The 24852-nt window shown below is 71.9% G+C and carries 17 protein-coding genes; 9 read left to right on the forward strand and 8 right to left on the reverse strand.

The window, feature by feature from the left end:
* The first annotated feature begins 376 nt into the window (after positions 1-376).
* The 4 genes from ACIBEC_RS05390 to glgB all read left to right on the forward strand — a co-directional run bounded on the left by ACIBEC_RS05390 (position 377) and on the right by glgB (position 8211).
* On the forward strand, positions 377-2332 hold the full coding sequence (locus ACIBEC_RS05390) for an alpha-1,4-glucan--maltose-1-phosphate maltosyltransferase (RefSeq protein ID WP_360498819.1): 1956 nt from the start codon (positions 377-379) through the stop codon (positions 2330-2332).
* A complete protein-coding gene (gene treS, locus ACIBEC_RS05395) occupies positions 2329-4053 on the forward strand; it encodes a maltose alpha-D-glucosyltransferase (RefSeq protein WP_360498703.1) in 1725 nt (574 codons plus the stop codon). Before ACIBEC_RS05390 ends, treS begins: the two co-directional genes overlap by 4 nt.
* Positions 4054-4305: 252 nt before the next feature.
* Positions 4306-5796: a phosphotransferase gene (locus ACIBEC_RS05400; protein WP_360498702.1), complete on the forward strand. Its 1491-nt coding sequence runs from the start codon at positions 4306-4308 to the stop codon at positions 5794-5796.
* A gap of 72 nt (positions 5797-5868) precedes the next feature.
* Positions 5869-8211 carry a 1,4-alpha-glucan branching protein GlgB gene (gene glgB, locus ACIBEC_RS05405; RefSeq protein WP_396287742.1) on the forward strand — a complete coding sequence of 781 codons (2343 nt, stop codon included), beginning with the start codon at positions 5869-5871 and terminating at the stop codon, positions 8209-8211.
* Between the two features lie 42 nt (positions 8212-8253).
* Here the strand turns inward: glgB and ACIBEC_RS05410 are convergent, their stop codons facing one another.
* Positions 8254-8394, reverse strand: coding sequence for a hypothetical protein (locus ACIBEC_RS05410; protein ID WP_360498700.1), 141 nt, complete (start codon positions 8392-8394; stop codon positions 8254-8256).
* A 114-nt stretch (positions 8395-8508) separates the two neighbouring features.
* On the opposite strand from ACIBEC_RS05410, the gene pta reads away from it, so the two are divergent.
* The 3 genes from pta (at position 8509) to pyk (ending at position 13410) form a co-directional block, all read left to right on the forward strand.
* On the forward strand, positions 8509-10668 hold the full coding sequence (gene pta / locus ACIBEC_RS05415; protein ID WP_360498698.1) for a phosphate acetyltransferase: 2160 nt from the start codon (positions 8509-8511) through the stop codon (positions 10666-10668).
* Positions 10665-11888 (forward strand): acetate kinase, encoded by a 1224-nt coding sequence (locus tag ACIBEC_RS05420; RefSeq protein WP_360498696.1) that lies wholly within the window; start codon positions 10665-10667, stop codon positions 11886-11888. The genes pta and ACIBEC_RS05420 overlap by 4 nt, the downstream gene beginning before the upstream one ends.
* Before the next feature lie 94 nt (positions 11889-11982).
* Positions 11983-13410: a pyruvate kinase gene (gene pyk, locus ACIBEC_RS05425; protein WP_360498694.1), complete on the forward strand. Its 1428-nt coding sequence runs from the start codon at positions 11983-11985 to the stop codon at positions 13408-13410.
* Positions 13411-13523: 113 nt separating this feature from the next.
* Here pyk and ACIBEC_RS05430 read toward each other — a convergent pair whose 3' ends face one another.
* From ACIBEC_RS05430 to ACIBEC_RS05445, 4 genes are all read right to left on the reverse strand, one after another.
* Entirely contained in the window at positions 13524-15011 is a 1488-nt protein-coding gene (locus tag ACIBEC_RS05430) for a hypothetical protein (RefSeq protein WP_360498692.1), read from the reverse strand.
* Positions 15008-15760: a DUF6114 domain-containing protein gene (locus ACIBEC_RS05435; protein WP_360498691.1), complete on the reverse strand. Its 753-nt coding sequence runs from the start codon at positions 15758-15760 to the stop codon at positions 15008-15010. The genes ACIBEC_RS05430 and ACIBEC_RS05435 overlap by 4 nt, the downstream gene beginning before the upstream one ends.
* Positions 15761-15918: 158 nt before the next feature.
* Entirely contained in the window at positions 15919-16590 is a 672-nt protein-coding gene (locus tag ACIBEC_RS05440; RefSeq protein WP_360498689.1) for a DUF6230 family protein, read from the reverse strand.
* 767 nt (positions 16591-17357) lie between these two features.
* The gene (locus ACIBEC_RS05445) at positions 17358-18350 is read right to left on the reverse strand and encodes a tetratricopeptide repeat protein (protein ID WP_360498687.1); all 993 of its coding nucleotides are present in this window, start codon (positions 18348-18350) and stop codon (positions 17358-17360) included.
* Positions 18351-18725: 375 nt separating this feature from the next.
* Here ACIBEC_RS05445 and ACIBEC_RS05450 point away from each other — a divergent pair, with 375 nt between their 5' ends.
* Positions 18726-19412 (forward strand): TetR/AcrR family transcriptional regulator, encoded by a 687-nt coding sequence (locus ACIBEC_RS05450; protein WP_396287743.1) that lies wholly within the window; start codon positions 18726-18728, stop codon positions 19410-19412.
* 142 nt (positions 19413-19554) lie between these two features.
* Here the strand turns inward: ACIBEC_RS05450 and ACIBEC_RS05455 are convergent, their stop codons facing one another.
* From ACIBEC_RS05455 to ACIBEC_RS05465, 3 genes are all read right to left on the reverse strand, one after another.
* A complete protein-coding gene (locus ACIBEC_RS05455) occupies positions 19555-21240 on the reverse strand; it encodes a methylmalonyl-CoA mutase family protein (RefSeq protein WP_360498685.1) in 1686 nt (561 codons plus the stop codon).
* Between the two features lie 260 nt (positions 21241-21500).
* Entirely contained in the window at positions 21501-21842 is a 342-nt protein-coding gene (locus ACIBEC_RS05460) for a DUF3817 domain-containing protein (RefSeq protein ID WP_360498683.1), read from the reverse strand.
* A 76-nt stretch (positions 21843-21918) separates the two neighbouring features.
* Positions 21919-22455, reverse strand: coding sequence for a MarR family transcriptional regulator (locus tag ACIBEC_RS05465; RefSeq protein ID WP_360498681.1), 537 nt, complete (start codon positions 22453-22455; stop codon positions 21919-21921).
* A 496-nt stretch (positions 22456-22951) separates the two neighbouring features.
* On the opposite strand from ACIBEC_RS05465, the gene ACIBEC_RS05470 reads away from it, so the two are divergent.
* Positions 22952-24571: a M4 family metallopeptidase gene (locus ACIBEC_RS05470; RefSeq protein WP_360498679.1), complete on the forward strand. Its 1620-nt coding sequence runs from the start codon at positions 22952-22954 to the stop codon at positions 24569-24571.
* Positions 24572-24852 lie beyond the last annotated feature (281 nt).

Here is a 24852-nt window from a genome sequence, read left to right on the forward strand (position 1 = left end):
CAGGGCGGCCGGGGCGGTCCGTACCGGATCCTCCGAATCCCAACCCCCCGCAGAGCAGCCCTCAGCAGCACAGCCCTCAGCGGTACAGCCCTCCGCAGCGGCCCCACAACCCGGGGCCGAGGAGGACCGGACCGCGGCACCCCGCAGGCGCACCACCACGCGCCGCACCACCGCCACCGCGTCGGCCGCCACCCCGAAGGCCGGCGACGGGGCCGACCCCGCACCGCGTCGGACGACCGCCGCGAAGAAGGCGGCCGCTCCGAAGGCGACCGCTGCGAAAGCGACCGCCCCGAAGGCGACCGCCGCGAAGGGTGCCGCCAAACCCGCTGCCAAGTCCGCTGCCAAGCCCTCCGCCCGCAAGACAGAGAGCGACACCGTGATCGGCCGCATCCCCGTCCTGGACGTCAGTCCCCTCGTCGACTCCGGCCGCCGCCCGGCCAAGGCGGTCGCCGGCGAGACCTTCCTGGTCACCGCGACCGTCTTCCGCGAGGGCCACGACGCCGTCAACGCCAACGTGGTGCTGCGCGACCCGCGCGGCCGCAGCGGCCCCTGGACGCCGATGCGCGAGCTCGCCGAGGGCACCGACCGCTGGGGCGCGTACGTCACGCCGACCGCGCCCGGCCGCTGGTCGTACCTGGTGGAGGCGTGGAGCGACCCGATCGCCACCTGGCGCAGGACCGCCTCGGTGAAGCTGCCCGCCGGGATCGACACCGCGCTGGTCCTGGAGGAGGGCGCCCGGCTGTTCGAGCAGGCCGCGGCCGGCGTGCCGAAGAAGGAGGGCCGCGCCGACGTCCTGGCCGCCGCCGACGCGCTGCGCGACTCGACCATGCCGCCGCTGTCCCGGCTGGCCGCCGCCCTGGCCCCCGAGGTGCTGGAGCTGCTGACCCGTCACCCGCTGCGCGAACTGCTGAGCGCCTCCCGCCCGCTGCCGCTGCAGGTGGACCGGGAGCGCGCGCTGTTCGGCTCCTGGTACGAGTTCTTCCCCCGCTCGGAGGGCGCCGCGGTGGACCCGAGCGGCGTCGAGGCGCCGCGCCCGGGCACCCTGCGCACCGCCGCCGAACGGCTGCCCGCCATCGCCGCGATGGGCTTCGACGTGGTCTACCTGCCGCCGGTCCACCCGATCGGCCGAGCCTTCCGCAAGGGCCCGGACAACACCCTGACGACCGGTCCGCACGACGTCGGCTCGCCCTGGGCGATCGGCTCACCCGAGGGCGGCCACGACGCGGTCCACCCCGACCTCGGCACCATCGAGGACTTCGACCACTTCGTCGCCGAGGCCCAGGCGCTGCACCTGGAGGTGGCGCTCGACTTCGCCCTCCAGTGCTCCCCCGACCACCCCTGGGTGAACAAGCATCCGGAATGGTTCAGCCACCGCGCGGACGGCACCATCGCCTACGCCGAGAACCCGCCGAAGAAGTACCAGGACATCTATCCGATCAACTTCGATCAGGACATGGATGGAATCGTCAAGGAAACCCTCAGGCTCCTCCGATTCTGGATGTCCCACGGCGTGCGGATCTTCCGGGTCGACAACCCGCACACCAAACCGGTGCTGTTCTGGGAGAAGGTGCTCGCCGACATCGCCCGCACCGACCCGGATGTCGTGTTCCTGGCGGAGGCCTTCACCCGCCCGGCGATGATGCACACCCTGGCGAAGATCGGTTTCCACCAGTCGTACACGTACTTCACCTGGCGCACCACCAAGCAGGAACTCACCGAGTACCTCACCGAGCTCACCGGTGACGCGGCCGCCTACATGCGCCCCAACTTCTTCGCCAACACCCCGGACATCCTGCACGCCTACCTGCAGCACGGCGGCCGCGCCGCCTTCGCGATCCGCGCCGTGCTCGCCGCCACCCTCTCCCCCAGCTACGGCGTCTACGCCGGCTACGAGCTGTACGAGAACGAGCCGGCCCACCCGGGCTCCGAGGAGTACCTGCACTCGGAGAAGTACGAGCTGCGCCCGCGCGACTGGACCCGCACCGACACCCTCGCCCCGCTGCTGACCGTGCTGAACCGGCTGCGCCGGCGCCACCCCGCCCTGCAGCAGCTGCGCGACCTGCGCTTCCACCCCACCGACAACGACCAGGTGCTCGCCTACTCCAAGACCGCGACCACCCCCGAGGGCCTCACCGACCAGGTCATCACCGTGGTGAACCTCGACCCGCACCACGTGCAGGAGGCCACCGTCACGCTCGACGGCGACGGCCCGTACGCGGTGCACGACGAGCTCACCGGCGCCGTCTACACCTGGGGCCGGCGCAACTACGTCCGGCTCGATCCCTCAGCCGAGCCGGCTCACCTCCTCACGGTTCGGAGGAACCCAGCGTGACAGTGAACGAGCCCGTCCCCGACACCTTCCCCGAGACCTCGAAGAAGAAGCTCGACCCCGAGTGGTTCAAGCGTGCGGTCTTCTACGAGGTGCTGGTGCGGTCCTTCCAGGACAGCAACGGCGACGGGGTCGGGGACCTCAAGGGGCTCACGGCCAAGCTCGACTACCTCCAGTGGCTCGGGATCGACTGCCTCTGGCTCCCCCCGTTCTTCGCCTCGCCGCTGCGCGACGGCGGGTACGACGTGTCCGACTACACCTCGGTGCTGCCGGAGTTCGGCGACCTCGCCGACTTCATGGAGTTCGTCGACGCCGCGCACGCCCGCGGCATGCGCATCATCATCGACTTCGTCATGAACCACACCAGCGACCAGCACCCGTGGTTCCAGGCCTCCCGGACGGACCCGGACGGGCCGTACGGCGACTTCTACATGTGGGCCGACGACGACAAGCAGTACCCGGACGCCCGGATCATCTTCGTCGACACCGAGACCTCCAACTGGACCTACGACCCGGTCCGCAAGCAGTACTACTGGCACCGCTTCTTCTCGCACCAGCCGGACCTCAACTACGACAACCCCCGGGTCCAGGACGAGATGATCGCCGGGCTGCGGTTCTGGCTCGACCTCGGCATCGACGGCTTCCGGCTGGACGCGGTGCCGTACCTCTTCGCCCGCGAGGGCACCAACTGCGAGAACCTGTCGGAGACCCACGAGTTCCTCAAGCGGGTCCGCAAGGAGATCGACGCCGACTACCCCGACACCGTGCTGCTCGCCGAGGCCAACCAGTGGCCGGAGGACGTCGTCGACTACTTCGGCGACTTCACCTCGGGCGGCGACGAGTGCCACATGGCGTTCCACTTCCCCGTGATGCCGCGGATCTTCATGGCGGTGCGCCGCGAGTCCCGCTACCCGGTGTCCGAGATCCTCTCCAAGACCCCGCAGATCCCCAACGGCTGCCAGTGGGGCATCTTCCTGCGCAACCACGACGAGCTGACCCTGGAGATGGTCACCGACGAGGAGCGCGACTACATGTACGCGGAGTACGCCAAGGACCCCCGGATGCGCGCCAACGTGGGCATCCGCCGCCGGCTCGCCCCGCTGCTGGAGAACGACCGCAACCAGATCGAGCTGTTCACCGCCCTGCTGTTCTCCCTGCCCGGCTCGCCGGTCCTCTACTACGGGGACGAGATCGGCATGGGCGACAACATCTGGCTCGGCGACCGGGACGGCGTGCGCACGCCGATGCAGTGGACCCCGGACCGCAACGCGGGTTTCTCCTCCGCCGACCCGGGCAGGCTCAGTCTGCCGCCCATCATGGACCCGGTGTACGGCTACCAGGTGACCAACGTCGAGGCGCAGCAGAGCAGTTCGAGTTCGCTGCTGCACTGGACGCGTCGCATGATCGAGATCCGCAAGCTCAATCCGGCGTTCGGCCTCGGCAGCTACGCCGAACTGCCGTCCAGCAACCCCGCCGTGCTGGCCTTCGTGCGCGAGTACGAGGGGGACCTGGTCATGTGCGTGAACAACTTCTCGCGGTTCGCGCAGCCGACCGAGCTGGACCTGCGGCAGTACGGCGGGCGGTACCCGGTCGAACTGATCGGCGGGGTGCGCTTCCCGTCGATCGGTGAGTGGCCCTACCTGCTCACCCTGGCCGGGCACGGCTTCTACTGGTTCCAGCTCCGGCAGCCCCCGCGCCTGAGCGGGACCAGGCGGTCGAAGTAACGATCCGCCGCACCCCGCCGCACGCACCACGTCAGCACCACCAGACCCTCCGGGGGCGCCAGTTGAACCCCAGCGCCCCCGGAGTTCTCTGCACCACCGCGTACGGAGAACAGCCCAACGGCCACCCACACGAAGGCGTGACACCCGAGCCAAACTCGCGTGCCGCGACCGCCGCGCCGCCGAAATCCGGAAGACTGACGGACCCGGCCACGACCCGTCGGGCAGTCCGCGTGCTTCCGGGGAAAGGGAGTCATGTCCGAAACCTCCCGCTCTCAAGCCCATGTGCAGCACGACGCCCCGGCCGGCTCCACCGCGCCGACCGGCGCGCGGGGCTCCGGGGCCCGGAGAACCACCCTGGGGGTCAGCGAGCTCGTCCAGGCAGCACTGCCGCTGATCGCCGCGTGGCTGCCCACCCAGCGCTGGTACGCCGGGAAGGGACGGCCCATCACCGGCCTCACGCCGGTGGTCGGCACCCCGCTGCAGGTCGGCGACCCGGCCCTGCTGCACCTGCTGCTACGGGTCGAGCACGCCACCACGGCCGGCGCCCCGCACGGCGACATCTACCAGCTGCTGCTCGGCATCCGCTCCCAGGGGCTCGGGGACATCGGGCCCGGCGCGGTGCTCGGCCGGCTCAGCCAGGGCCCGTACGACGGCGCGACCCTCTACGACGCGGTACACGACGGCGAACTCACCGGGCGCCTGCTGGAGCACCTCGCCACCGGTGACCGCTTCGGCTCGCTGTCCTTCCGCCGCACCCCCGGCTCCGGTCTGCCCGCCAACCTCCCCGGCCGCGCCTCCACCGCCGAGCAGTCCAACAGCTCGGTCATCTTCGGCACCTCGTACATCCTCAAGCTGTTCCGCCGCATCCACCCCGGCACCAACCCCGACCTCGAACTCTCGCTCGCCCTCTCCCGGGCCGGCTCCACCCGCATCCCCCGGGTCGCCGCCTGGTTCGAGAGCCGGATGGAACGCGCCGAACCCGCCACCCTCGGCCTGCTCCAGCGCTACCTGCCGGACGCCGAGGACGGCTGGGAACTCGCCCTCGACCAGGTCGGCCGGCTCAAGGGCGACCGCTCCCCCGGCAACTTCGCCATCGAGGCGCACCGGCTCGGCCGGGCCACCGCCGAGGTGCACCGGGTACTGGCCCGCTCGATGCCGGTCGCCCGGCTCGACCGCGCCCAGACCGGTCGGCTGGCCACCACGATGGCCGACCGGCTGGACAGCGCCGTCGCCGCCGTCCCCGGACTGCTGCGCTTCCGGTCCGCGCTGCGCGCCGCCTTCCAACAGCTCGCCGACGCCCACCCGGACGGCCTGCCGGTGCAGCGCATCCACGGCGACCTGCACCTCGGGCAGGCGATGCGGACTCCCCACGGCTGGGTGCTGCTGGACTTCGAGGGCGAGCCGGCCAAGTCGGTCAACGAGCGCCGCGAACCGCAGCCCGCCCTGCGCGACGTCGCCGCGATGCTCCGCTCCTTCGACTACGCGGCCGCCCACCTGCTGGCCGGCGGCCCGGTCGACCCGGAACTGGCCCATCTCGCCGCCGCCTGGGCCCAGCGCAACCGCACCGCCTTCTGCGCCGGCTACACCGCCGGGGGCGGCGCCGACCCGGCCGCCTCGCCGGAGCTGATGCGGGCGCTGGAGATCGACAAGGCGGTGTACGAGGTGGTGTACGAGGCCCGGCACCGGCCGAGCTGGCTGCCGATCCCGCTGGCCGCGATCAACCGGCTCGCCCTGTCCGTCTGACCCCGCGTTCCCCGTCCCGCCCGCCCGCCACGAGTTCGCCCACCCCCCCCCCCGCCGCAGGAGGACCACGCCGTGACGCCGCTCGACCCGACCGGCCGCCCCAACCGCACAGTTCCGGCCACCTTCCTGGTCGGCGCCTCCGCACCTCGGGAACGCGAGGCCCCCGCTCCTTCGGACGTTCCGGCAGACGCCCCCGTCTCCAGCGGGCGGGCCACCGTCCTGCGCCTGCCCGAGGCGCCGCTGCCGCCGTCCGAGGTGGACCGGCTGGTGAGCGGGCACCACCACGACCCGCACGCGCTGCTCGGCGCGCACCCGGTGCACGGCGGCACGGCGATCCGGGTGCTGCGCCCGTTCGCCGAGCGGGTGGTCGTCGAGACCCCCCAGGGCCCGGCCGAACTCACCCACCAGCAGGGCGGCTTGTTCACCGGCCTGGTGGCCGGCCGCGAACTGCCCGACTACTCCCTGCTGGTGACCTACCCGGACGGCGAGCCGCTGCGTCAGCAGGACGGCTACCGCACCCCGCCCACGCTCGGCGACCTGGACCTGCACCTGATCTCCGAGGGCCGGCACGAGCAGCTGTGGCGGGCGCTCGGCTCGCACGTGCGGACCGTCGACGGCGTGGCCGGCACCGCGTTCGCGGTCTGGGCGCCGAACGCCGTCGGGGTGCGGCTGATCGGCGAGTTCAACCACTGGGACGGCACCGGGCACCCGATGCGCTCGCTCGGCTCGTCCGGGATCTGGGAGCTGTTCGTCCCGGGCCTGGCCGAGGGCACCACGTACAAGTACGAGGTCCACACCCGGCAGGGCTGGGTGCTCGACAAGGCCGACCCGCTGGCCCGGGCCGCCCAGTGCCCGCCCGGCACCGCCTCGGTGGTCACCTCCTCCGCCTACGTGTGGCAGGACGACGAGTGGATGGCCCGCCGGGCCCGCACCACGCACCACCGGGCGCCGATGTCGGTGTACGAGCTGCACCTGGCCTCCTGGCGCCCGGACCTCACCGACTACCGCGCCATCGCCGAGGAACTCCCCCGCTACCTCCAGGAGTTGAACTTCACCCACGTGGAGTTGATGCCGGTGATGGAGCACCCCTTCGGCGGCTCCTGGGGGTACCAGGTGTCCGGCTACTACGCCCCCACCGCCCGGCTCGGCGGGCCGGACGACTTCCGGTACCTGGTGGATGCCCTGCACCGGCACGGCATCGGCGTGATCGTCGACTGGGTGCCCGCGCACTTCCCCAAGGACGACTTCGCGCTCGCCCGCTTCGACGGCGAGCCGCTGTACGAGCCCGCCGACCCGCTGCGCGCCGAGCACCCCGACTGGGGGACGCTGGAGTTCGACTACGGCCGCAAGGAGGTGCGCAACTTCCTGGTCGCCAACGCGGTCTACTGGTGCGAGGAGTTCCACATCGACGGCCTGCGGGTGGACGCCGTCGCCTCGATGCTCTACCTCGACTACTCCCGCGAGGGCGGCGCCTGGACGCCCAACCTGTACGGCGGCCGGGAGAACCTGGACGCGGCCTCCTTCCTGCAGGAGATGAACGCCACCGTCTACCGGCGCTGCCCCGGCGTGATCACCATCGCCGAGGAGTCCACCGCCTGGGACGGGGTCACCCGCCCCACCGACGCCGGCGGCCTCGGCTTCGGGCTGAAGTGGAACATGGGCTGGATGCACGACTCGCTGGTCTACATGTCCAAGGAGCCGGTGCACCGCAAGTACCACCACAACGAGATCACCTTCTCGATGGTGTACGCCTACTCGGAGAACTACATCCTGCCGATCTCGCACGACGAGGTCGTCCACGGCAAGCAGTCCCTGGTCTCCAAGATGCCCGGCGACTGGTGGCAGCAGCGCGCCAACCACCGCGCCTACCTGGGCTTCATGTGGTCCCACCCGGGCAAGCAACTGCTGTACATGGGGCAGGAGTTCGCCCAAGGCGCGGAATGGGACCACGAGCAGGGCCCGCAGTGGTGGGTGCTCGACGAACAGTGGCCGGCCCACCGGGACCACCTCGGGGTGCGCCGCCTGGTCCGCGACCTCAACCGGCACTACCTCGACACCCCGGCCCTGTGGGAGCTGGACACCACCCCGGACGGCTTCCGCTGGCTCGACGGCGGCGCCGCCGACGACAACCTGCTCTCCTACGTCCGCTACGCGGCCGACGGCACCCCGCTCGTCGCGGTCTGCAACTTCTCCCCGGTCGTCCGGCACGCCCGCCGGGTCGGCCTGCCCCGCCTCGCCGGCCGCGACCAGCTGTGGGAGGAAGTGCTGAACACCGACGCCGAGGAGTACGGCGGCGGCGGCATCGGCAACTCCCACCCGGTCAAGGCCGACCCGGTGGAGTGGGACGGCCAGCCCCGCTCCGCCGAACTGATCCTCCCCCCGCTCGCCACCCTCTGGCTCCGCCCGGCCCGCTGAGCCCGGTCCGGTGCCGGGCCTCACGCCCGGCACCGGACGCCCTCAGGCGGTCGGGGCCGAAACCGGGAAGCCGAGCTCGTCGGCGGCGTGCGCCGGCTCCCGGTCGTAGGTGACGAAGTCGGTGAGCTCGGTCCGGAACGGGTCCGCGCCGGCCAGGTGCAGCGCGTCGAGCGACCCGATCACCCTTGCCTCCGCTCGGCACCTCCGCTCGGCACCTCTGCTCGCCGACGTCCGTTCGGGGTGCGAAGGTATGGTCGAGATGACCACCCACCGAGACGACGGGACGGAGACATCCGCGTGGCGCGCAGCGTGTACGTGACCGGGATCGACCGGGGGGACGGCCGGCAGGCGGTCGAACTGGGGGTCATGGAGCTGCTCACCCGCCAGGTGGACCGGGTCGGGGTCTTCCGCCCGCTGGTGCACGCCGCCGCACCCGGGCAGCCGGGCACGGACCACGTGGTCGAGCTGCTGCGCGGCCGCTACCGGATCGACCGGCCCGGCGCCGAGCTGTACGGCCTCACCTACGAGGAGGCCGCCGCGCTGCAGGCCGCCCAGGGACAGGACGAACTGGTCTCCGTCCTGGTCGACCGGTTCCGCGCGATGGAGCGGCGCTGCCAGGCGGTGCTGGTCCTCGGCACCGACTTCGCCGACACCAACATCCCGGACGAGCTGGCCTTCAACGCCCGCCTCGCCAACGAGTTCGGCGCCGCCGTGCTGCCGGTGGTCGGCGGGCACGCCGAGGACCCGGAGGCCGTGATCGCCGAGGTGCGCAACGCGCACCGGGCGTACACCGACCTCGGCTGCGAGACCCTGGCGATGATCGCCAACCGGGTCGCCCCGGGCGGCAAGCAGCGGATCCAGCGCACGCTCACCGAGAAGCTGCCGATCCCCGCCTACGTCATCCCGGAGGAGCCGGCGCTGGCCGCGCCGACCGTCGCCCAGCTGGTCGAGGCGACCGGCGCCGAGGTGCTGCTCGGGGACGCGGCCGGCCTGGCCCGGGACGTGCGTGGCTACGTCTTCGGCGGCGCGATGCTGCCGACCTTCCTGGACGCGCTGACCGAGGGCGCGCTGGTCGTCACCCCAGGGGACCGTGCCGACCTGGTGATCGGCTCGCTGGCCGCGCACGCCGCCGGCGCCCCGCCGATCGCCGGCGTGCTGCTGACGCTCGGCCAGCACCCCGGCCCGAACGTGCTGGCGCTGGCCGCCCGGCTCGCCCCGGGCACCCCGGTCGCGGTCGTCCCCGAGGGCAGCTGGCCCACCGCCGCCACCCTGACCCACCTGGAGGGCAAGCTCACCTCGGCCAGCCCCCGGAAGGCCGAGATCGCCCTCGGCCTGTTCGAACTGCACGTTGACACCGCCGAGTTGACCAACCGGATCGAGGTCGGCCGGTCCGAGCGGGTCACCCCGATGATGTTCGAGCACGCGCTGCTGGAGCGCGCCCGGGCCGGCCGCCGGCACGTCGTGCTGCCCGAGGGCACCGAGGAGCGGGTGCTCCGCGCCGCCGAGATCCTGCTGCGCCGCAACATCTGCGACCTCACCCTGCTCGGCGAGCCGGACGCGGTGCGCCGCAAGGCCGCGGGGCTCGGCATCGAGCTGCCGGAGGCAGGGGCACCTCCCGGCCGCCGGGCCGGGGGAGAGCCGGGCGCCGACCGCGCGCAGCTGCGGATCGTCGACCCGGCCACCAGCCCGCTGCGCCGCCAGTTCGCCGAGCTGTACGCGAAGCTGCGGGCCCACAAGGGCATGACGGTCGAGCTGGCCCTCGACGTGGTCACCGACGTCTCCTACTTCGGCACCCTGATGGTCCAGGAGGGCATCGCGGACGGCATGGTGTCCGGCGCGGTGCACTCCACGGCGGCCACCATCCGGCCCGCCTTCGAGGTGATCAAGACCTCGCCGGGCGCCTCGATCGTCTCCTCCGTCTTCTTCATGTGCCTGGCCGACAAGGTGCTGGTGTACGGCGACTGCGCGGTCAACCCCGACCCGGACGCCCAGCAGCTGGCCGACATCGCCATCCAGGCCGCCGCCACCGCCGCCCAGTTCGGGGTGGAGCCGCGGGTCGCGATGCTCTCGTACTCCACCGGCACCTCCGGCTCCGGCGCGGACGTCGACAAGGTGCGCAAGGCCACCGAGCTCGTCCGCGAGCTGCGGCCGGACATCCTGGTGGAGGGCCCGATCCAGTACGACGCGGCGGTGGACGAGCACGTCGCGGCCACCAAGCTGCCGGGCTCGCCGGTGGCCGGGCGGGCGACCGTGCTGATCTTCCCGGACCTCAACACCGGCAACAACACCTACAAGGCCGTCCAGCGCTCGGCCGGCGCGGTCGCGGTCGGCCCGGTGCTGCAGGGGCTGCGCAAGCCCGTCAACGACCTCTCGCGCGGCGCGCTGGTCGAGGACATCGTCAACACCGTCGCGATCACCGCCATCCAGTCCCAGGACCACAAGGAGCCCGGCGCATGAGTGAAGGCACCCGCGTTCTGGTTCTGAACGCCGGATCCTCGTCGGTGAAGTACCAGCTGATCGACATGCTGGACGGATCCCGGCTGGCCGCCGGGCTGGTCGAGCGGATCGGCGAGGGCGCCGGCCGCCTGGTGCACACCCCGCGCGGGGGCGAGGCGCGCGAGACCGCGCAGGTCTTCCCCGACCACGCCGCCGCGCTGAAGGCCGTCGCCGAGGAACTGGCCGCCGACGGCCTCGGGCTGGACTCCCCCGAACTGGCCGCGATCGGCCACCGGGTGGTGCACGGCGGCCTGCGGTTCACCGAGCCGACCGTGATCACCGACGAGGTGCTCAAGGAGATCCGCCGGCTGATCCCGGTCGCGCCGCTGCACAACCCGGCCAACATCACCGGCATCGAGGTGGCCCGGGCACTGCGCCCCGACCTGCCGCAGGTGGCCGTGTTCGACACCGCCTTCCACGCCTCGATGCCCGAGTTCGCGGCCCGGTACGCGATCGACAAGGACGTCGCCGACCAGCACCGGGTGCGCCGCTACGGCTTCCACGGCACCTCGCACCAGTACGTCTCGCGGGCCACCGCCCGGCTGCTCGGCAAGGATCCGGCCGAGGTCAACGTGATCGTGCTGCACCTGGGCAACGGGGCCTCCGCCTCGGCGGTCGGCGGCGGCCGCTGCGTGGACACCTCGATGGGCCTCACCCCGCTGGAGGGCCTGGTCATGGGCACCCGCTCGGGCGACATCGACGCCGGCGTGGTGTTCCACCTGCACCGGGTCGGCGGACTGTCGATCGACGGGATCGACGACCTGCTCAACCGCCGCAGCGGCCTGCGCGGCCTGTGCGGCGAGAACGACATGCGCGAGATCCTGCGCCGCGCCGACGAGGGCGACGCGGACGCGAAGCTCGCCTTCGACAGCTACATCCACCGGCTGCGCAAGTACATCGGCGGCTACTACGCGGTGCTCGGCCGGGTGGACGCGATCGCGTTCACCGCGGGCGTCGGGGAGAACGCGGCGCCGGTGCGCGCCGCGGCCACCGCGGGGCTGGACGAACTGGGCATCGCCGTGGACCCGGAGCTGAACTCGGTGCGCTCCGGCGAGGCCCGGATCATCTCGCCCGCGTACGCCCGGGTGACGGTCGCCGTGGTGCCCACCGACGAGGAGCTGGAGATCGCCCGGCAGGCCTTCGCGCTGGTGTACCGGGAACACCGACAGTCCGAGGAATGACACGAAATCGTCTCACTCCTCGAAACGATTCGCTGGCGATTCCTCCCGGTCCGCACCGAATGCACGCATAACACGAACGGATAGACTGATCGATATGCGCCGAGCGAAAATTGTCTGCACCCTGGGTCCGGCGACGGACTCCTACGAACAGCTGAAGGCCATCGTCGAAGCGGGCATGAACGTCGCCCGACTGAACATGAGCCACGGCAACCACGCGGACCACGAGGAGCGGTACCGCAAGGTCCGCCAGGTCTCGGAGGACACCGGCAAGGCCATCGGCGTCCTTGCCGACCTCCAGGGTCCGAAGATCCGTCTGGCGACCTTCGCCAACGGCCCGGTGACCGTCGACAACGGCGACGAGTTCACCATCACCACCGAGGACGTCCCCGGTGACCAGTACATCTGCGGCACCACCTACAAGGGCCTGCCCGGCGACGTGAAGCCCGGCGACCCGATCCTGATCAACGACGGCGTCATCGCCCTGGAGGTCGTCAGCGTCGACGGCCCGCGGGTGAAGACCGTGGTGGTCGAGGGCGGCGTGCTCTCGAACAACAAGGGCATCAACCTGCCCGGCGCGGCCGTGAACGTGCCCGCCCTGTCCGAGAAGGACAAGGACGACCTGCGCTTCGCGCTCCGCCTGGGCGTCGACATGGTCGCCCTGTCCTTCGTCCGCAACGCGGACGACATCAAGGACGTCCACGAGGTCATGGACGAGGTCGGCATCCGGGTGCCGGTCATCGCCAAGATCGAGAAGCCGCAGGCCGTCGAGGCCATGGAGGAGATCGTCCTCGCCTTCGACGCCATCATGGTCGCCCGCGGCGACCTCGCCGTGGAGTACCCGCTGGAGCGGGTGCCGCTGGTCCAGAAGCAGCTGGTCACGCTGGCCCGCCGCAACGCCAAGCCGGTCATCGTCGCCACCCAGATGATGGAGTCGATGATCCACGCCTCGCGCCCGACCCGCGCCGAGGTCTCCGACGTCGCCAACGCCATCCTGGACGGCACCGACGCGGTCATGCTCTCTGCCGAGTCCAGCGTCGGCAAGTACCCGGTCGAGACCGTCCGCACCATGAGCCGGATCTGCGAGAAGGCCGAGGAGGAGCTGGTCTCCCAGGGCCTGCAGCCGCTCAACCCTGGCCGCAAGCCGCGCACCCAGGGCGGCTCGGTCGCCCGCGCCGCGTGCGAGCTGGGCGACTTCCTCGATGGCAAGGCCCTGGTCGCGTTCACCAAGTCCGGCGACACCGCGCGCCGGCTGTCCCGCTACCGCTCGCCGATCCCGGTGATCGCGTTCACCCCCGACTCCGCGACCCGCAACCAGCTCTCGCTGAGCTGGGGCGTCGAGGCGTACGTGACCGAGCAGGTCGCCACCACCGACGCCATGGTCGCCCAGGTCGACCGTGAGCTGCTGCGGCTGGGCCGGCTCGCCGAGGGCGAGACCGTGATCGTCACCGCCGGTGTCCCGGTCGGCATCCCGGGCACCACCAACATGGTGCAGGTGCACCACCTGGGCAGCCGGGGCGAGTGAGCGTCGGGCCGTAGGCCGCAAGAACGCCCGTGGGGCGGTCCTCCTGTGCGGAGGGCCGCCCCACGGGCGTTACGGCGTCGGCTACTTCTCGCTGTTCCTGCTTGTCACTGCTCCTACTTGTCGCTGTAGGGCGCGTTGTCGTTGAACAAGTGCATCCCCGGGATGTGCAGGGTGCCGCCGAACTGGCCGGCCTGCTTGGCGGTGACGCCGGTCAGCTCCAGGTCCAGCGGGATCGGGATGGCGCCGATCAGGTCGTACAGCCAGCGCGGCAGGGTGTCCGGGGTGAGGGTGATCTCGCCCAGGTCGATCGGGATCGGCAGACCGAGCAGCTTGGAGAGGTGGCCGGACAGCCGCTCCACGTACATGGTGACCGGGCCGTTGCGCATGGTCGAGGTGGACCCCTTGGCGCCCTGGACGTGGAAGGTCACGCCGTTGCTTTCCAGGGTCGACATGTCGAGATCGTCGATGTCCACGCTGTCGACGACGAACTTCAGCACCCGCTTGGTCCTCGTCGGGGTCTTCACGTCGTAGACGCCGTGGAAGACCGCGCCGTGCAGGGCGAGCCGGCTGGTCTGCAGCGTCCAGTTCTGCTCCGGGACGACCTGCCCCGCGGCGGCCGCGCCGGCGGTCAGACTCCGGGCGTCCACAGCGCAGTTGGGGTTGGCGGTGGGCGAGGCGGACGGGGTGCCGGTGGCGCCCGCGGTCGGCGAGGCGGTACCGGAGGCGCCCGCTGAGGGCGAGGCGCCCGTGGAGGGCGTCGCCTTGGGGCTCGCCTTCCCGCTCGGCGTCGCGGCCGGCGAGGGCGCGCCGCCCGAGGGCTGGGCTGCCGGCGACGCGGCGCCCTGGGCCTGCGGCTGGACGGGCGCGGGCTGGGCCGGGGTGCCGTCGCGCGGGGCCGGAGTGGTGGCCGGCGCCGGGGTGGTGGCCGGGGCCGGAGTGGTGCCGGGCTTGGGGGCCTGGGTCGGACTCGGGCTCGGCGAGGCGCTCGGGTTCAGCAGGTGGTTGATGCCGCCGACGATGTCGTCGATCAGCCCGGCCTGGGTCGCCAGGCCCGGACCGCTTCCGGCGCCCTGCTGGACCGTGCTCGGCGCGACCGCGTCTGTGGTGGCGGCCGCGGCCTGCGGCTGCGCGGCCGCGCGGGCGGCGGGCGGCTGGGTGGCGGGCGTCGCGGCGGACGGCGGCTTGACCGGCGAGGTGGGCGCGGCGGTCGGAGCGTGAGTGGGGGCCTGGGTCGGGGCCTGGGTCGGCACCGAGCTCGGCCCGGTCGAGGGACCGGAGGTGGGCGTCCCCGGTGCCGTGGTCGGCGCGGTGGTCGGGCCCGGCGGCGGCTCGGGCAGCTCGGTCTTGGGGACGGGCGTCTCGACCGGCGCGACGTCCGGCACGGCGACCGGCGCGTTGCCGCACGGCTTGCCCGCCGCGGACTCGGCCAGCGCCGGGTTGGGCGTGTAGGCGGCGGCCATCAGCAGCGCGGTCGGCACCGCGGCCATCGCCAGCGCGCGGCCTCTCAGCCGGACCCGTACGGGCGTGCGCGGGGCCGCGTGCCGGCCTGAGCGTTGCGCCGGGACGGCCGTACCGTCGGCTTGCTCGGCCGGGCCGGTCACCGCGCCCCCTCCGGATCGGCAGCGCCGGTCTGCTTCGGGACGGTGGGCTTGGCGGTCGGCTCGGCGGCCTCGGCGGCCGGCTCCTGCGGCGCGCCCTGGGCGGGCAGTTGGGCGGTGGGCGCCTCGGCGGCGGTCTCCGCCACGGTCTCGGCGGGCGCCGCTGCGGGCGCCTCGGCGGCGGTCTCCGCCACGGTCTCGGCGGGCGCCGCTGCGGGCGCCTCGACGGCCTGCTCGACGGCCTGCTCGGTGGCGACACTCTCCGCCACCGCGTTACCCGACGTAGCAACGTCGGCGCCCTTGGCCCGGCGACGTCCGCCCCTGGCCGCCGAATCGGCCTTCGGCTCCGGCATCGGCGCCCAGGAGACCATCAGCCCGCCGCCGATCAGGCCCGGCAGCAGCGACAGCCCGAAGCCTGCCAGGTTGGACACCGGGATCGAGACCAGGGTCAGCAGGATGGTGGCGATGCCGCTGAAGACCCGCACGGCGGGCTGGAACCAGGCGGTCAGACCGAGGATGATCATCAGGACGCCGATGATCAGCGATCCGGCGCCGGCCGTGGTGGACATCGCGATGGTCAGGCCACCGAACGTCAGGTGCGCGTACGGGAAGTAGAGGATCGGGACGCCGGCGATCATGGCCAGCAGGCCGCCCCAGAAGGGCCTGGTGCGGCGGAAATCACGGAAGTGCCGCCAGAGCCACCCGATCGGGTTCTGGTGGCCGGTCCGGGGTTCGACCGTTGCGCTGGACATGGTGCAGCTCCTCGATGTCGCTACGAGGGACGAACAATTGGGGGTGGGCCGGGGGACGGCGGTGGTCCGCCGCCCCCGGCTCCGGGTGGACCCGTCGATCGGGCACTGCGCCCGGCACGCCGTCAGGCGCGCCGGGCGGCCATGCCGTCAGGCGAGGCTCAGAAGCACTCGTTGCCCGCGCCGTCGCCGCTCTTCAGCGCGAGGTTCAGGCCGTTCAGCTTGAACGTTCCGGCCGAGGTGGCCCGGGCGACCTGCTGAACGCCGCTCAGGTCCGCCTTCTTGGCGGCCTGGGCGAAACCGACCGCACCGGTCGGCAGGCCGGCGCCGCCGCCCGCCTTGGTGACGCCCGGGTGCGGGGTCCAGCCCTGGGTGGCCGAGCCGGAGAGGGTGGAGGCGTCCTGGCCGATGTTGATGTCGGTGAAGGTCGCGTCCGCCTTCAGCTGCTCCAGGTCGATCAGCAGGTTGTCGGCCTGAACCGGCTTGCCCGCCTCGGTGCCGGCGTGCAGCTGCAGGGTGATCTTGCCCAGTCCGAACGCGGACAGGTCGGTCACCACCGACTGGCACAGGTTGGTGATGTCGGCGTGGTCGAAGGCCGAGACCGCGACCGGGTGCGGCTTGCCGTTCGCCTCGATGTCGACCGAGCCGAACTGGGCGAAGTTGGTGCCGTGCAGCTGGTCGGTGCTGACCTTGAACTGCTGGCCGGAAATGCTGAACGAGGCGGCGAGCGCGCTGTTGGCGATCGAGACGCCGACCATCGCGGTGGCCGCGACGCTCGGCACCATCACCAGGGCGAAGCGCTTCCAGCGGGTCTTGCCGTAGGTCTTGGACATGCGAGTCCTCCTTCTAGGACGTACATCTCCGGCTCCCCGGCGGCGCGTCCCGCGCCGGTGGGGGCCTGGGATGGGAGAGAGCTACGTCCTCGGTAGCGGAGAGCGCCTTGGGCGTCGGCGGACGCGGGAGTGGCCCGCGTACAGCGGCCCTCCCGGCCAAGCGCCGGCCGACCTTGTGGGGCGGCGGGCAGGACCGACGACATCGGCGATCACCCCCGAGCGACAACCAGCGACCGCGCAGGGCCGCGCGGCCGGTCGAAGGACAGGAACCGCCGTGGGACCGCGGATACCCCCCTGCCCTCCCTACCGCCGACCGGGGTCGGCGGATCGCCCGGTGGGGATCCCGCGCTCCGCGTCACCGACGGACTGTCGGAGGGTGTGGAGTCTGGGACCGGGCGACGCCGATGCTGCTTGAATCCCGGGCGAAGCACAAGGGGTGCCTTACTGACGGGTAATGCAACATTGAGCGGCGTCGATCATGAACTGAGCCCGATTTGCACCGTGTGTGACGCCTTGAAGGAAACGTGACGGCGAAATTTGCCGGAAACACTAACGAAACACCCGTGGGTGGTCACGTACGGTGACCACCCACGGGTGAAATCAAGATTTGGTAAACCTCTGTCCGGTTGACCGGATTGTCGGCAAATCACCTGGCGACACCGCAGGTCATCCACCGTGCCAGCCGGCGGCCGAAACCGCGCCCGACCCGGGTCGACATCAGGCCCGAACCAGGCCCGAACCGGACGCGCGCGGCGTCCGAACCGGGCTCAGAACAGCACGCGCGCCAGCGCCGTACGAGCCGCGGTGACCCGCGGGTCGTCCGACCCGATCACCTCGAACAGCTCCAGCAGGCGCAGCCGGGCGATGTCCCGGTCCTCGCCGGCCGTCCGCCCGACGGTGTCCACCAGACGCCCGAAGGCGTCCTCGACGTGGCCGCCGACCAGGTCCAGGTCGGCCGCCTGGAGCTGGATCCCGACGTTCTTCGGGTCGGCGGCGGCCGCCGCCCGGACGGCCTGCAGGTCCAGGCCCTCGATCCGCTGCAGCAGCTCGGCCTGGGCCAGGCCCAGCTTGGCCTCGGTGTTGCCCGGCTCCTCGGTCAGCACGTTCTTGTACGCCTGGATGGCGCCGCCCAGGTCGCCGGCGTCCAGCGCGTCGTGCGCGGCGGCCAGCGCCGGGTCCTCGGGGCGCTGCGGGGCGGCGGCCGGGGCCTCGCCCGGGGCGGCCGCGCCGCCGGCCACGCCGAAGCGCTGCTCGGCGACCAGGATCAGCTGGTCCAGCACCTTGCGGATGTTGGCGGCGCTCTCCGCGCCCTGGAACAGCGGCACCAGCTGGCCGGCCACCACGGCCATCACGGCCGGGATGCCCTGGATGCCGAACTGCTGGGCGAGCAGCTGGTTGGAGTCCACGTCGATCTTGGCGAGCACGAAGCGGCCGGCGTACTCCTCGGCCAGGTCCTCCAGGACCGGGCTGAGCTGCTTGCAGGGGCCGCACCACTCGGCCCAGAAGTCGATGACGACCGGCACCTCGGTGGAGCGCTGGACGACCTCGGTCTCGAAGGTGTCCTCGGTGACGTCGATGACGAGCGGGTGCGCGGGCTGGGCGGGGGCGACACCGGCCGCTTCGGCGGCGGCCGTCTGGCGGGCCCGCTCGGCCCTGGCCTGCTCGGCCTTCTGAGCGGCCTCGCCGGCCGCCTTCACTGCGGCGAGGTCGACCGCGCCGCGCAGGGCGGAGCTGTTGGGACGCGAATTCCGTGGCTGCATGGCACTATCCTCCCCCGTCCGCGCTGCTCGCGGGCACCATCCCCGAGAAAGTCGCTCCGCGCGGGCCGCGCGGCGCGGGTTCCCGGGCGTCGTACCCGTCCCCCGGTAGCCTGGACCGTTCGGCGCGGATCCCCACCCGCGCCCGCGCCGCTCCCGTCCCACGGTTGCGGCGCCTGGTTGTCACTGGCCTTCCTACTCTTTCGCTACGAGTCGTAGCGTAACTGGATCCGGTGCCCCGGCCGCAAGCCCCACCGACGGTTCGGGGACGTGAGCTGCCCCACTTTCCCGGGTGGCCCGGCTGCCCGAATCGGCCAACAGTCGCTACCGTTACCAGCCCCGCCCAAGTTACTTACCAGTAAAGCGCAAGGAGGCCCGGTGCCGGCCCCCCAGCCCCACCCGAGCCCGGAGAGCACGGTCCCCCCGTGCACGGCCCCGGCGAGCCCGGCCCCCGAGGCCGCCGGCGCCGCCCGCGCCAAGGGCCGCCCGCGCAGTGCCGCCGCCGACCGCGCGATCCTCGACGCCACCCGCGAGGCCCTCGCCGAACTCGGCTGGGGCGGAATGACCATGGGCCACGTGGCGAGCCGGGCCGGAGTCGCCAAGACCACCCTCTACCGCCGCTGGCCGTCCAAGAACGAGCTCGTGGTCGACGCCGTCGCCACCCTCTTCGACGACCTGGTGATGCCCGACCTCGGCAGCCTGCGGGCCGACATCGAGGCCGTGGTGGCCCAGTTCGCCGACCTGCTGGCCCGCCCCGAGACCCAGGCCTCGCTGCTCGCGCTGTTCGCCGAGGGCATCCGCGACCGGCAGCTGCACCGCCGGATCCGCGAGGCCATCGTGGACCCGCAGAAGCGGCTGGTCCGCCAGGGCCGGGCGGCCGCACAGGCGCGCGGCGAACTCGAGGCGGACACCGACGCCGAGTCCGCCCGCGAGGAGGTCGACATCATCTTCGACACCATCGCGGGCACCGTCGAACACCGCGTCCTGGTCAGCGGCGAGCCGATCACCCCCGACTGGACCCGCCGCTTCACCGACCTGCTGCTGGGACCGCTCACCACCTGCTGAGAACACGACGCAGCCGCCCGTACGGACGACTCCGTACGGGCGGCTGCGGCTCGTCCGCTCGCCCCCTCGCCCACTCACCTCCGGGCGCCCGGGGCGCTCCAGGTGCTCCAGGCGGTCGGGGCGCTCGGGGCGGTGAGCGCGGTCAGAACGTCGCGTTCTCCTGGTACGTCCCCCACTCCGACCGCAGCGCGTTGCAGATCTCGCCCAGCGTCGCCTCGGCGCGCACCGCGTCCAGCATCGGCGGGATCATCGACTCGCCGGAGCGCGCCGCCGCCAGCATGGCGTCCAGCCCGGCCCGCACGGCCGCCTCGTCCCGGGCCGCCTTGCGCTCGCCCAGCACGCGCACCTGCTCGCGCTCGACCTCGTGGCTGACCCGCAGGATCTCCAGCTCCTTGGTGACGCTGCCCGGGTGGCAGTTGACGCCGACCACGCGCTTGTCGCCCTTCTCCACCGACTGCTGGTACTGGAAAGCCGCCTCGGCGATCTCGCCGGTGAACCAGCCCTCCTCGATGCCGCGCAGGATGCCGGAGGTGATCGGGCCGATCTCGTGGTCCTCGCGGCCCTTGTCCAGGATCCGCTGGAAGATCGCCTCGGCCTGCTGCTCGATCCGGTCGGTCAGCGCCTCGACGTACCAGGAACCGCCCAGCGGGTCGGCCACGTTGGCGACGCCGGTCTCCTCCATCAGCACCTGCTGGGTGCGCAGGGCGATCTCGGCGGCCTGCTCGGAGGGCAGCGCCAGGGTCTCGTCCAGGGCGTTGGTGTGCAGCGAGTTGGTGCCGCCGAGCACCGCGGCCAGCGCCTCGACGGCGGTGCGGACCACGTTGTTGTACGGCTGCTGCGCGGTGAGCGAGACGCCGGCGGTCTGGGTGTGGAACCGCAGCCACTGCGCCTTGTCGGTCTTCGCGCCGAAGCGGTCGCGCATCCAGCGGGCCCAGATCCGGCGCGCGGCGCGGAACTTGGCGATCTCCTCGAAGAAGTCCAGGTGCGCGTCGAAGAAGAAGGACAGGCCGGGCGCGAAGACGTCCACGTCCAGGCCCCGGGACAGGCCCAGCTCGACGTAGCCGAAGCCGTCCGCGAGGGTGTACGCCAGCTCCTGCGCGGCCGTCGCCCCGGCCTCGCGGATGTGGTACCCGGAGACGGACAGCGGCTTGTACGCGGGGATGCCCTCGGCGCAGTAGGCCATCAGGTCGCCGATCAGACGCAGGTGCGGCTCGGGGGCGAAGAGCCACTCCTTCTGCGCGATGTACTCCTTGAAGATGTCCGTCTGCAGGGTGCCGTTGAGCACCGCCGGGTCGACGCCCTGGCGCTCGGCGGCGACCAGGTACATGCAGAAGACCGGGACGGCCGGGCCGCTGATCGTCATCGAGGTGGTGACCTCGCCGAGCGGGATGCCCTTGAACAGCACCTCCATGTCGGCGGCCGAGTCGATGGCCACGCCGCAGTGGCCGACCTCGCCGAGCGACTTGGGGTCGTCCGAGTCGTAGCCCATCAGGGTGGGCATGTCGAAGGCGACCGAGAGGCCGCCGCCGCCCGCGTCCAGGATCATCCGGTAGCGCTCGTTGGTCTGCTGCGCGTTGCCGAAGCCTGCGAACTGGCGGATGGTCCAGGTGCGGCCCCGGTAGCCGGTCGGGTGCAGGCCGCGGGTGTACGGGTACTCGCCCGGCCAGCCGATCCGCTCGAAGCCCTCGTAGGCCTGCCCGGCGGGCGGGCCGTAGACCGGCTCGACCTCGTCGCCGGAGAGCGTGGTGAAGTCCGCGTCCCGCCGGCGGGCCTTGTCGTACCGCTGCTGCCAGCGCTGCCGTCCGCGCTCGATCTCCTCGGCGTCCATGGCCCGAACTCCGCTCCGTACGGCCGCCACGGCGACGGGGCGGCACAGCTATTAGGACGTCCTACTAATTTACTCGGACGTCCTAGTACTTGTCGACGGATGACGGCCGCGAAAGACCGGGAAACCGCCCCGGTGGCCCACGAACGCCGAGGGCCTCGCGAACGGCCGAGGCCCACGAGCACCGAGGGCCCACCCCGCGAAACGCCGAGGGCCCCTAGAAACCGCCGACCGGGGGAGGGGCCCTCGTGCGGGCTCCCGGTTCAGACGCCGGCCGGCTGGCGGGCGCCGGTGCCCGCCGCCAGCTTCGCGGCGGCCTCGCCGGCCACCTTGCGCTCGAAGACGAAGGAGAGGAACGGGATGCAGCCCGCCGCCAGGGTCAGCACCAGTCGGCCGAGCGGCCACTTCAGCTTCTGCCCGAGCAGGAAGGTCACCACGAAGTACCCGATGTACAGGTAGCCGTGCAGCATCGCGACGTAGGTGGTCACGTCCTCGGCCGTGCTGAAGCCGTACTTCGCGACCATGAAGCCGCAGAACACCAGCAGTGCCACACCGGTCGCAATGGCCAGGGCCCGGTACCAGCCCAGCAGGGGGGTCGCCTTCATACTCTTCCTCGCCTCGCTCGGCATTTTCGGCCGGTACGCCCGGATCCGCGCACCGCTCCCACGAGGGTAGCCGCCCTCACGCCTGCTCCTTCGCAGCCCCCTCGTCCGGCTCGGAGAAGTCGCCGGCCGCGATCCGCAGCGGCTTGAGCAGCTCGAACACCTGGCGGCACTGCTCGGGGCCGTACTCCTCCAGCCCGAACTCCATCGCCATGAGCTCGCGGGTGGCCTCCTCGACCGCCCCGCGGCCGCGCTCGGTGATCGCGGCCAGCACACCGCGCCCGTCCAGCGGGTTGGGGCGGCGGGCGACCAGGCCGGCCCGCTCCAGGCGGTCGACGGTGTTGGTCACGCTGGTCGGGTGGACCATGAGCCGCTCGCCGATCTTGGAGAGCGAGAGCTCACCGGTCCGACTGAAGGTCAGCAGCACCAGCGCCTCGTAGCGGGCGAAGGTCAGCCCGTACGGCTTGAGCACCGCGTCCACCCGGGACAGCAGGATCTGGTGGGCGCGCATGATCGAGGTGATCGCCGCCATCGAGGGGACTCCGCCCCAGCGGCGGGTCCACAGCTCGTCGGCGCGGGCGATCGGGTCGAAGTCGAGAGCGAGGGGCTTGGCCACCTCCTTACCGTACCGGCGGATGGGACGCGTGCTACCAGCCGTCCTGATGGTGGACAAGCGCAACACGTGGCGGGATCCCGCCAATCGGACTGCCAGGTCCATACCAGGACATTGCGCCAGCGTGAACTGGCGGCAACACGCGTGCGGCACACCGGGGTTGACCGCCGATCGCGTCAACCGCGGGCCAGTGGGCCTCGATTCGGACCGTAACCCGCTGAAAGGCGGGGTGATTCATCCCTTTCGTCCATCCGTTCACAATCCTTCATCCTGGCGGGACTTGGCCAATTCATGAGCAAGACCTGTCATTTGATTTGCTTGATTGTCATGCTTTCCGCCAACCCCGTCCGGCAGCCACCACCCCCACCCACCGGTGGCCAGCCGCTCGACCGCTCGGGGTCCTGCACGTCAGTGCCCGTCCTGCCCCTCAGGTGCCGACCCCGGCCCCCGGGACGCGGCGCGACCGCGCCCACACGCGGTTTCCCGGAAGGACTCGTCCGTGAAGCGAAAGCTCGCCGCAGTCGCCGTACTCTCCGCCACCGCCCTGCTCACCGGCGTTGTCCAGGCCGGTACCGCGGCCATCGCGGACCCGGCCCCGCACTCCCGGACCGCCGACCTGATCGCCCTGGCGAACAGCCAGGCCGGCAAGGTGGCGCACGCCCTGGCCCTGGGCGGCCAGGAGCAGCTCGTCGCCAAGGACGCCCTGGTGGACGCCGACGGCACCCGTCACTTCCGTTACGAGCGCACCTTCGCCGGACTCCCGGTCCTGGGCGGCGACCTCGTCGTGCACCAGAAGGCGGACGGCTCGACCACCTCCGTCGACAAGGCCACCGGCGCGACGATCGCCCCGCCGAGCCTCACCCCGCAGATCCCCGCCGACAAGGCCGCCGCCCAGGCGACCGGCGCCGTGCAGGCCACCGTCGGCATCACCGCCGACGCGGACGAGGCGCCGCTGACGGCGGTGCACCAGACCGGCAAGGCCGAGCTGGTGGTCTGGGCCACCGACGGCAACCCGCGCCTGGCGTACCGCACCACCGTCGAGGGCGAGCGCGCCGACGGCACCCCGAGCCGTCAGCTGCTGGTCACCGACGCGGCGAGCGGCCAGGTGCTCTCCACCCACGAGGAGGTGCAGACCGCCGCCGGCACCGGCAAGGGCGTCTTCGTCGGCACCGTCCCGCTGACCACCACCCAGAGCGGCACCAGCTTCCAGCTGAAGGACGCCTCGCGCGGCGGCCAGGCCACCTACACCCTGAAGGGCAGGACCTCCGGCTCCGGCACCCTGGTCGCCAACTCGACCGACAGCTTCGGCAACGGTCTGGCCTCCAACGCGGAGTCGGCCGCCGTGGACGCCCAGTTCGGCGCCGCGGCCACCTGGGACTTCTACAAGAACACCTTCGGCCGCAGCGGCATCAAGAACAACGGCGTCGGCGCCGCCAGCCGGGTCCACTACGGCAAGAACTACGTCAACGCGTTCTGGGACGACTCCTGCTTCTGCATGACCTACGGCGACGGCACCAGCAACACCCACCCGCTGACCGAGCTGGACGTGGCCGGCCACGAGATGAGCCACGGCGTCACCTCCGCCACCGCCGGCCTGAACTACTCGGGCGAGTCCGGCGGCCTCAACGAGGCCACCTCGGACATCTTCGGCACCATGGTCGAGTTCTACGCCAACCTGCCCGCCGACAAGCCGGACTACCTGATCGGCGAGCTGATCAACATCAACGGTGACGGCAAGCCGCTGCGCTACATGGACCAGCCGTCCAAGGACGGCGCCTCGGCCGACTACTGGTCGTCCTCGGTCGGCAACCTGGACGTCCACTACTCCTCCGGTGTGGCCAACCACTTCTTCTACCTGCTCGCCGAGGGCAGCGGCGCCAAGACCATCAACGGCGTCAACTACAACAGCCCGACCTACAACAACTCCACCCTCGCCGGCATCGGCCGGGACAAGGCAGCGCAGGTCTGGTACAAGGCGCTGACCACCTACATGACCTCCAGCACCGACTACGCGGCCGCTCGCACCGCCACCCTCAAGGCGGCGACCGACCTGTACGGCGCGAGCAGCGCCGAGTACAGCGCCGTCGCCGCGACCTGGACCGCGGTCAACGTCAACTGACCTACCGCGCAAGCGATCCGGACGCCCGGGGCCCCGTCGGAGGGCAGGCCCCGGGCGTCCGCCCGTTCCGGGCCAGGGCCGTTGAGCTGCCACGTCGGCCCGGTTGGCGGGGTTCCGCCAGGCAGGACGAACCGCCCATACCGGGCAACCGACGGCAGCCGAACCATCCGTACCGGGACTGGCGGTTCCTGGCCAATCCCCCGACGCGGCCTGTCCATCCCTGCCAGAAATTGTCATGCTTCTGACCAAGTCCCGTCCGACCTCCGCCACCCCCACCCATT

Origin of the sequence: Kitasatospora sp. NPDC051164 (genome assembly GCF_044455625.1) — a bacterium.
Classification (GTDB): Bacteria; Actinomycetota; Actinomycetes; order Streptomycetales; family Streptomycetaceae; genus Kitasatospora.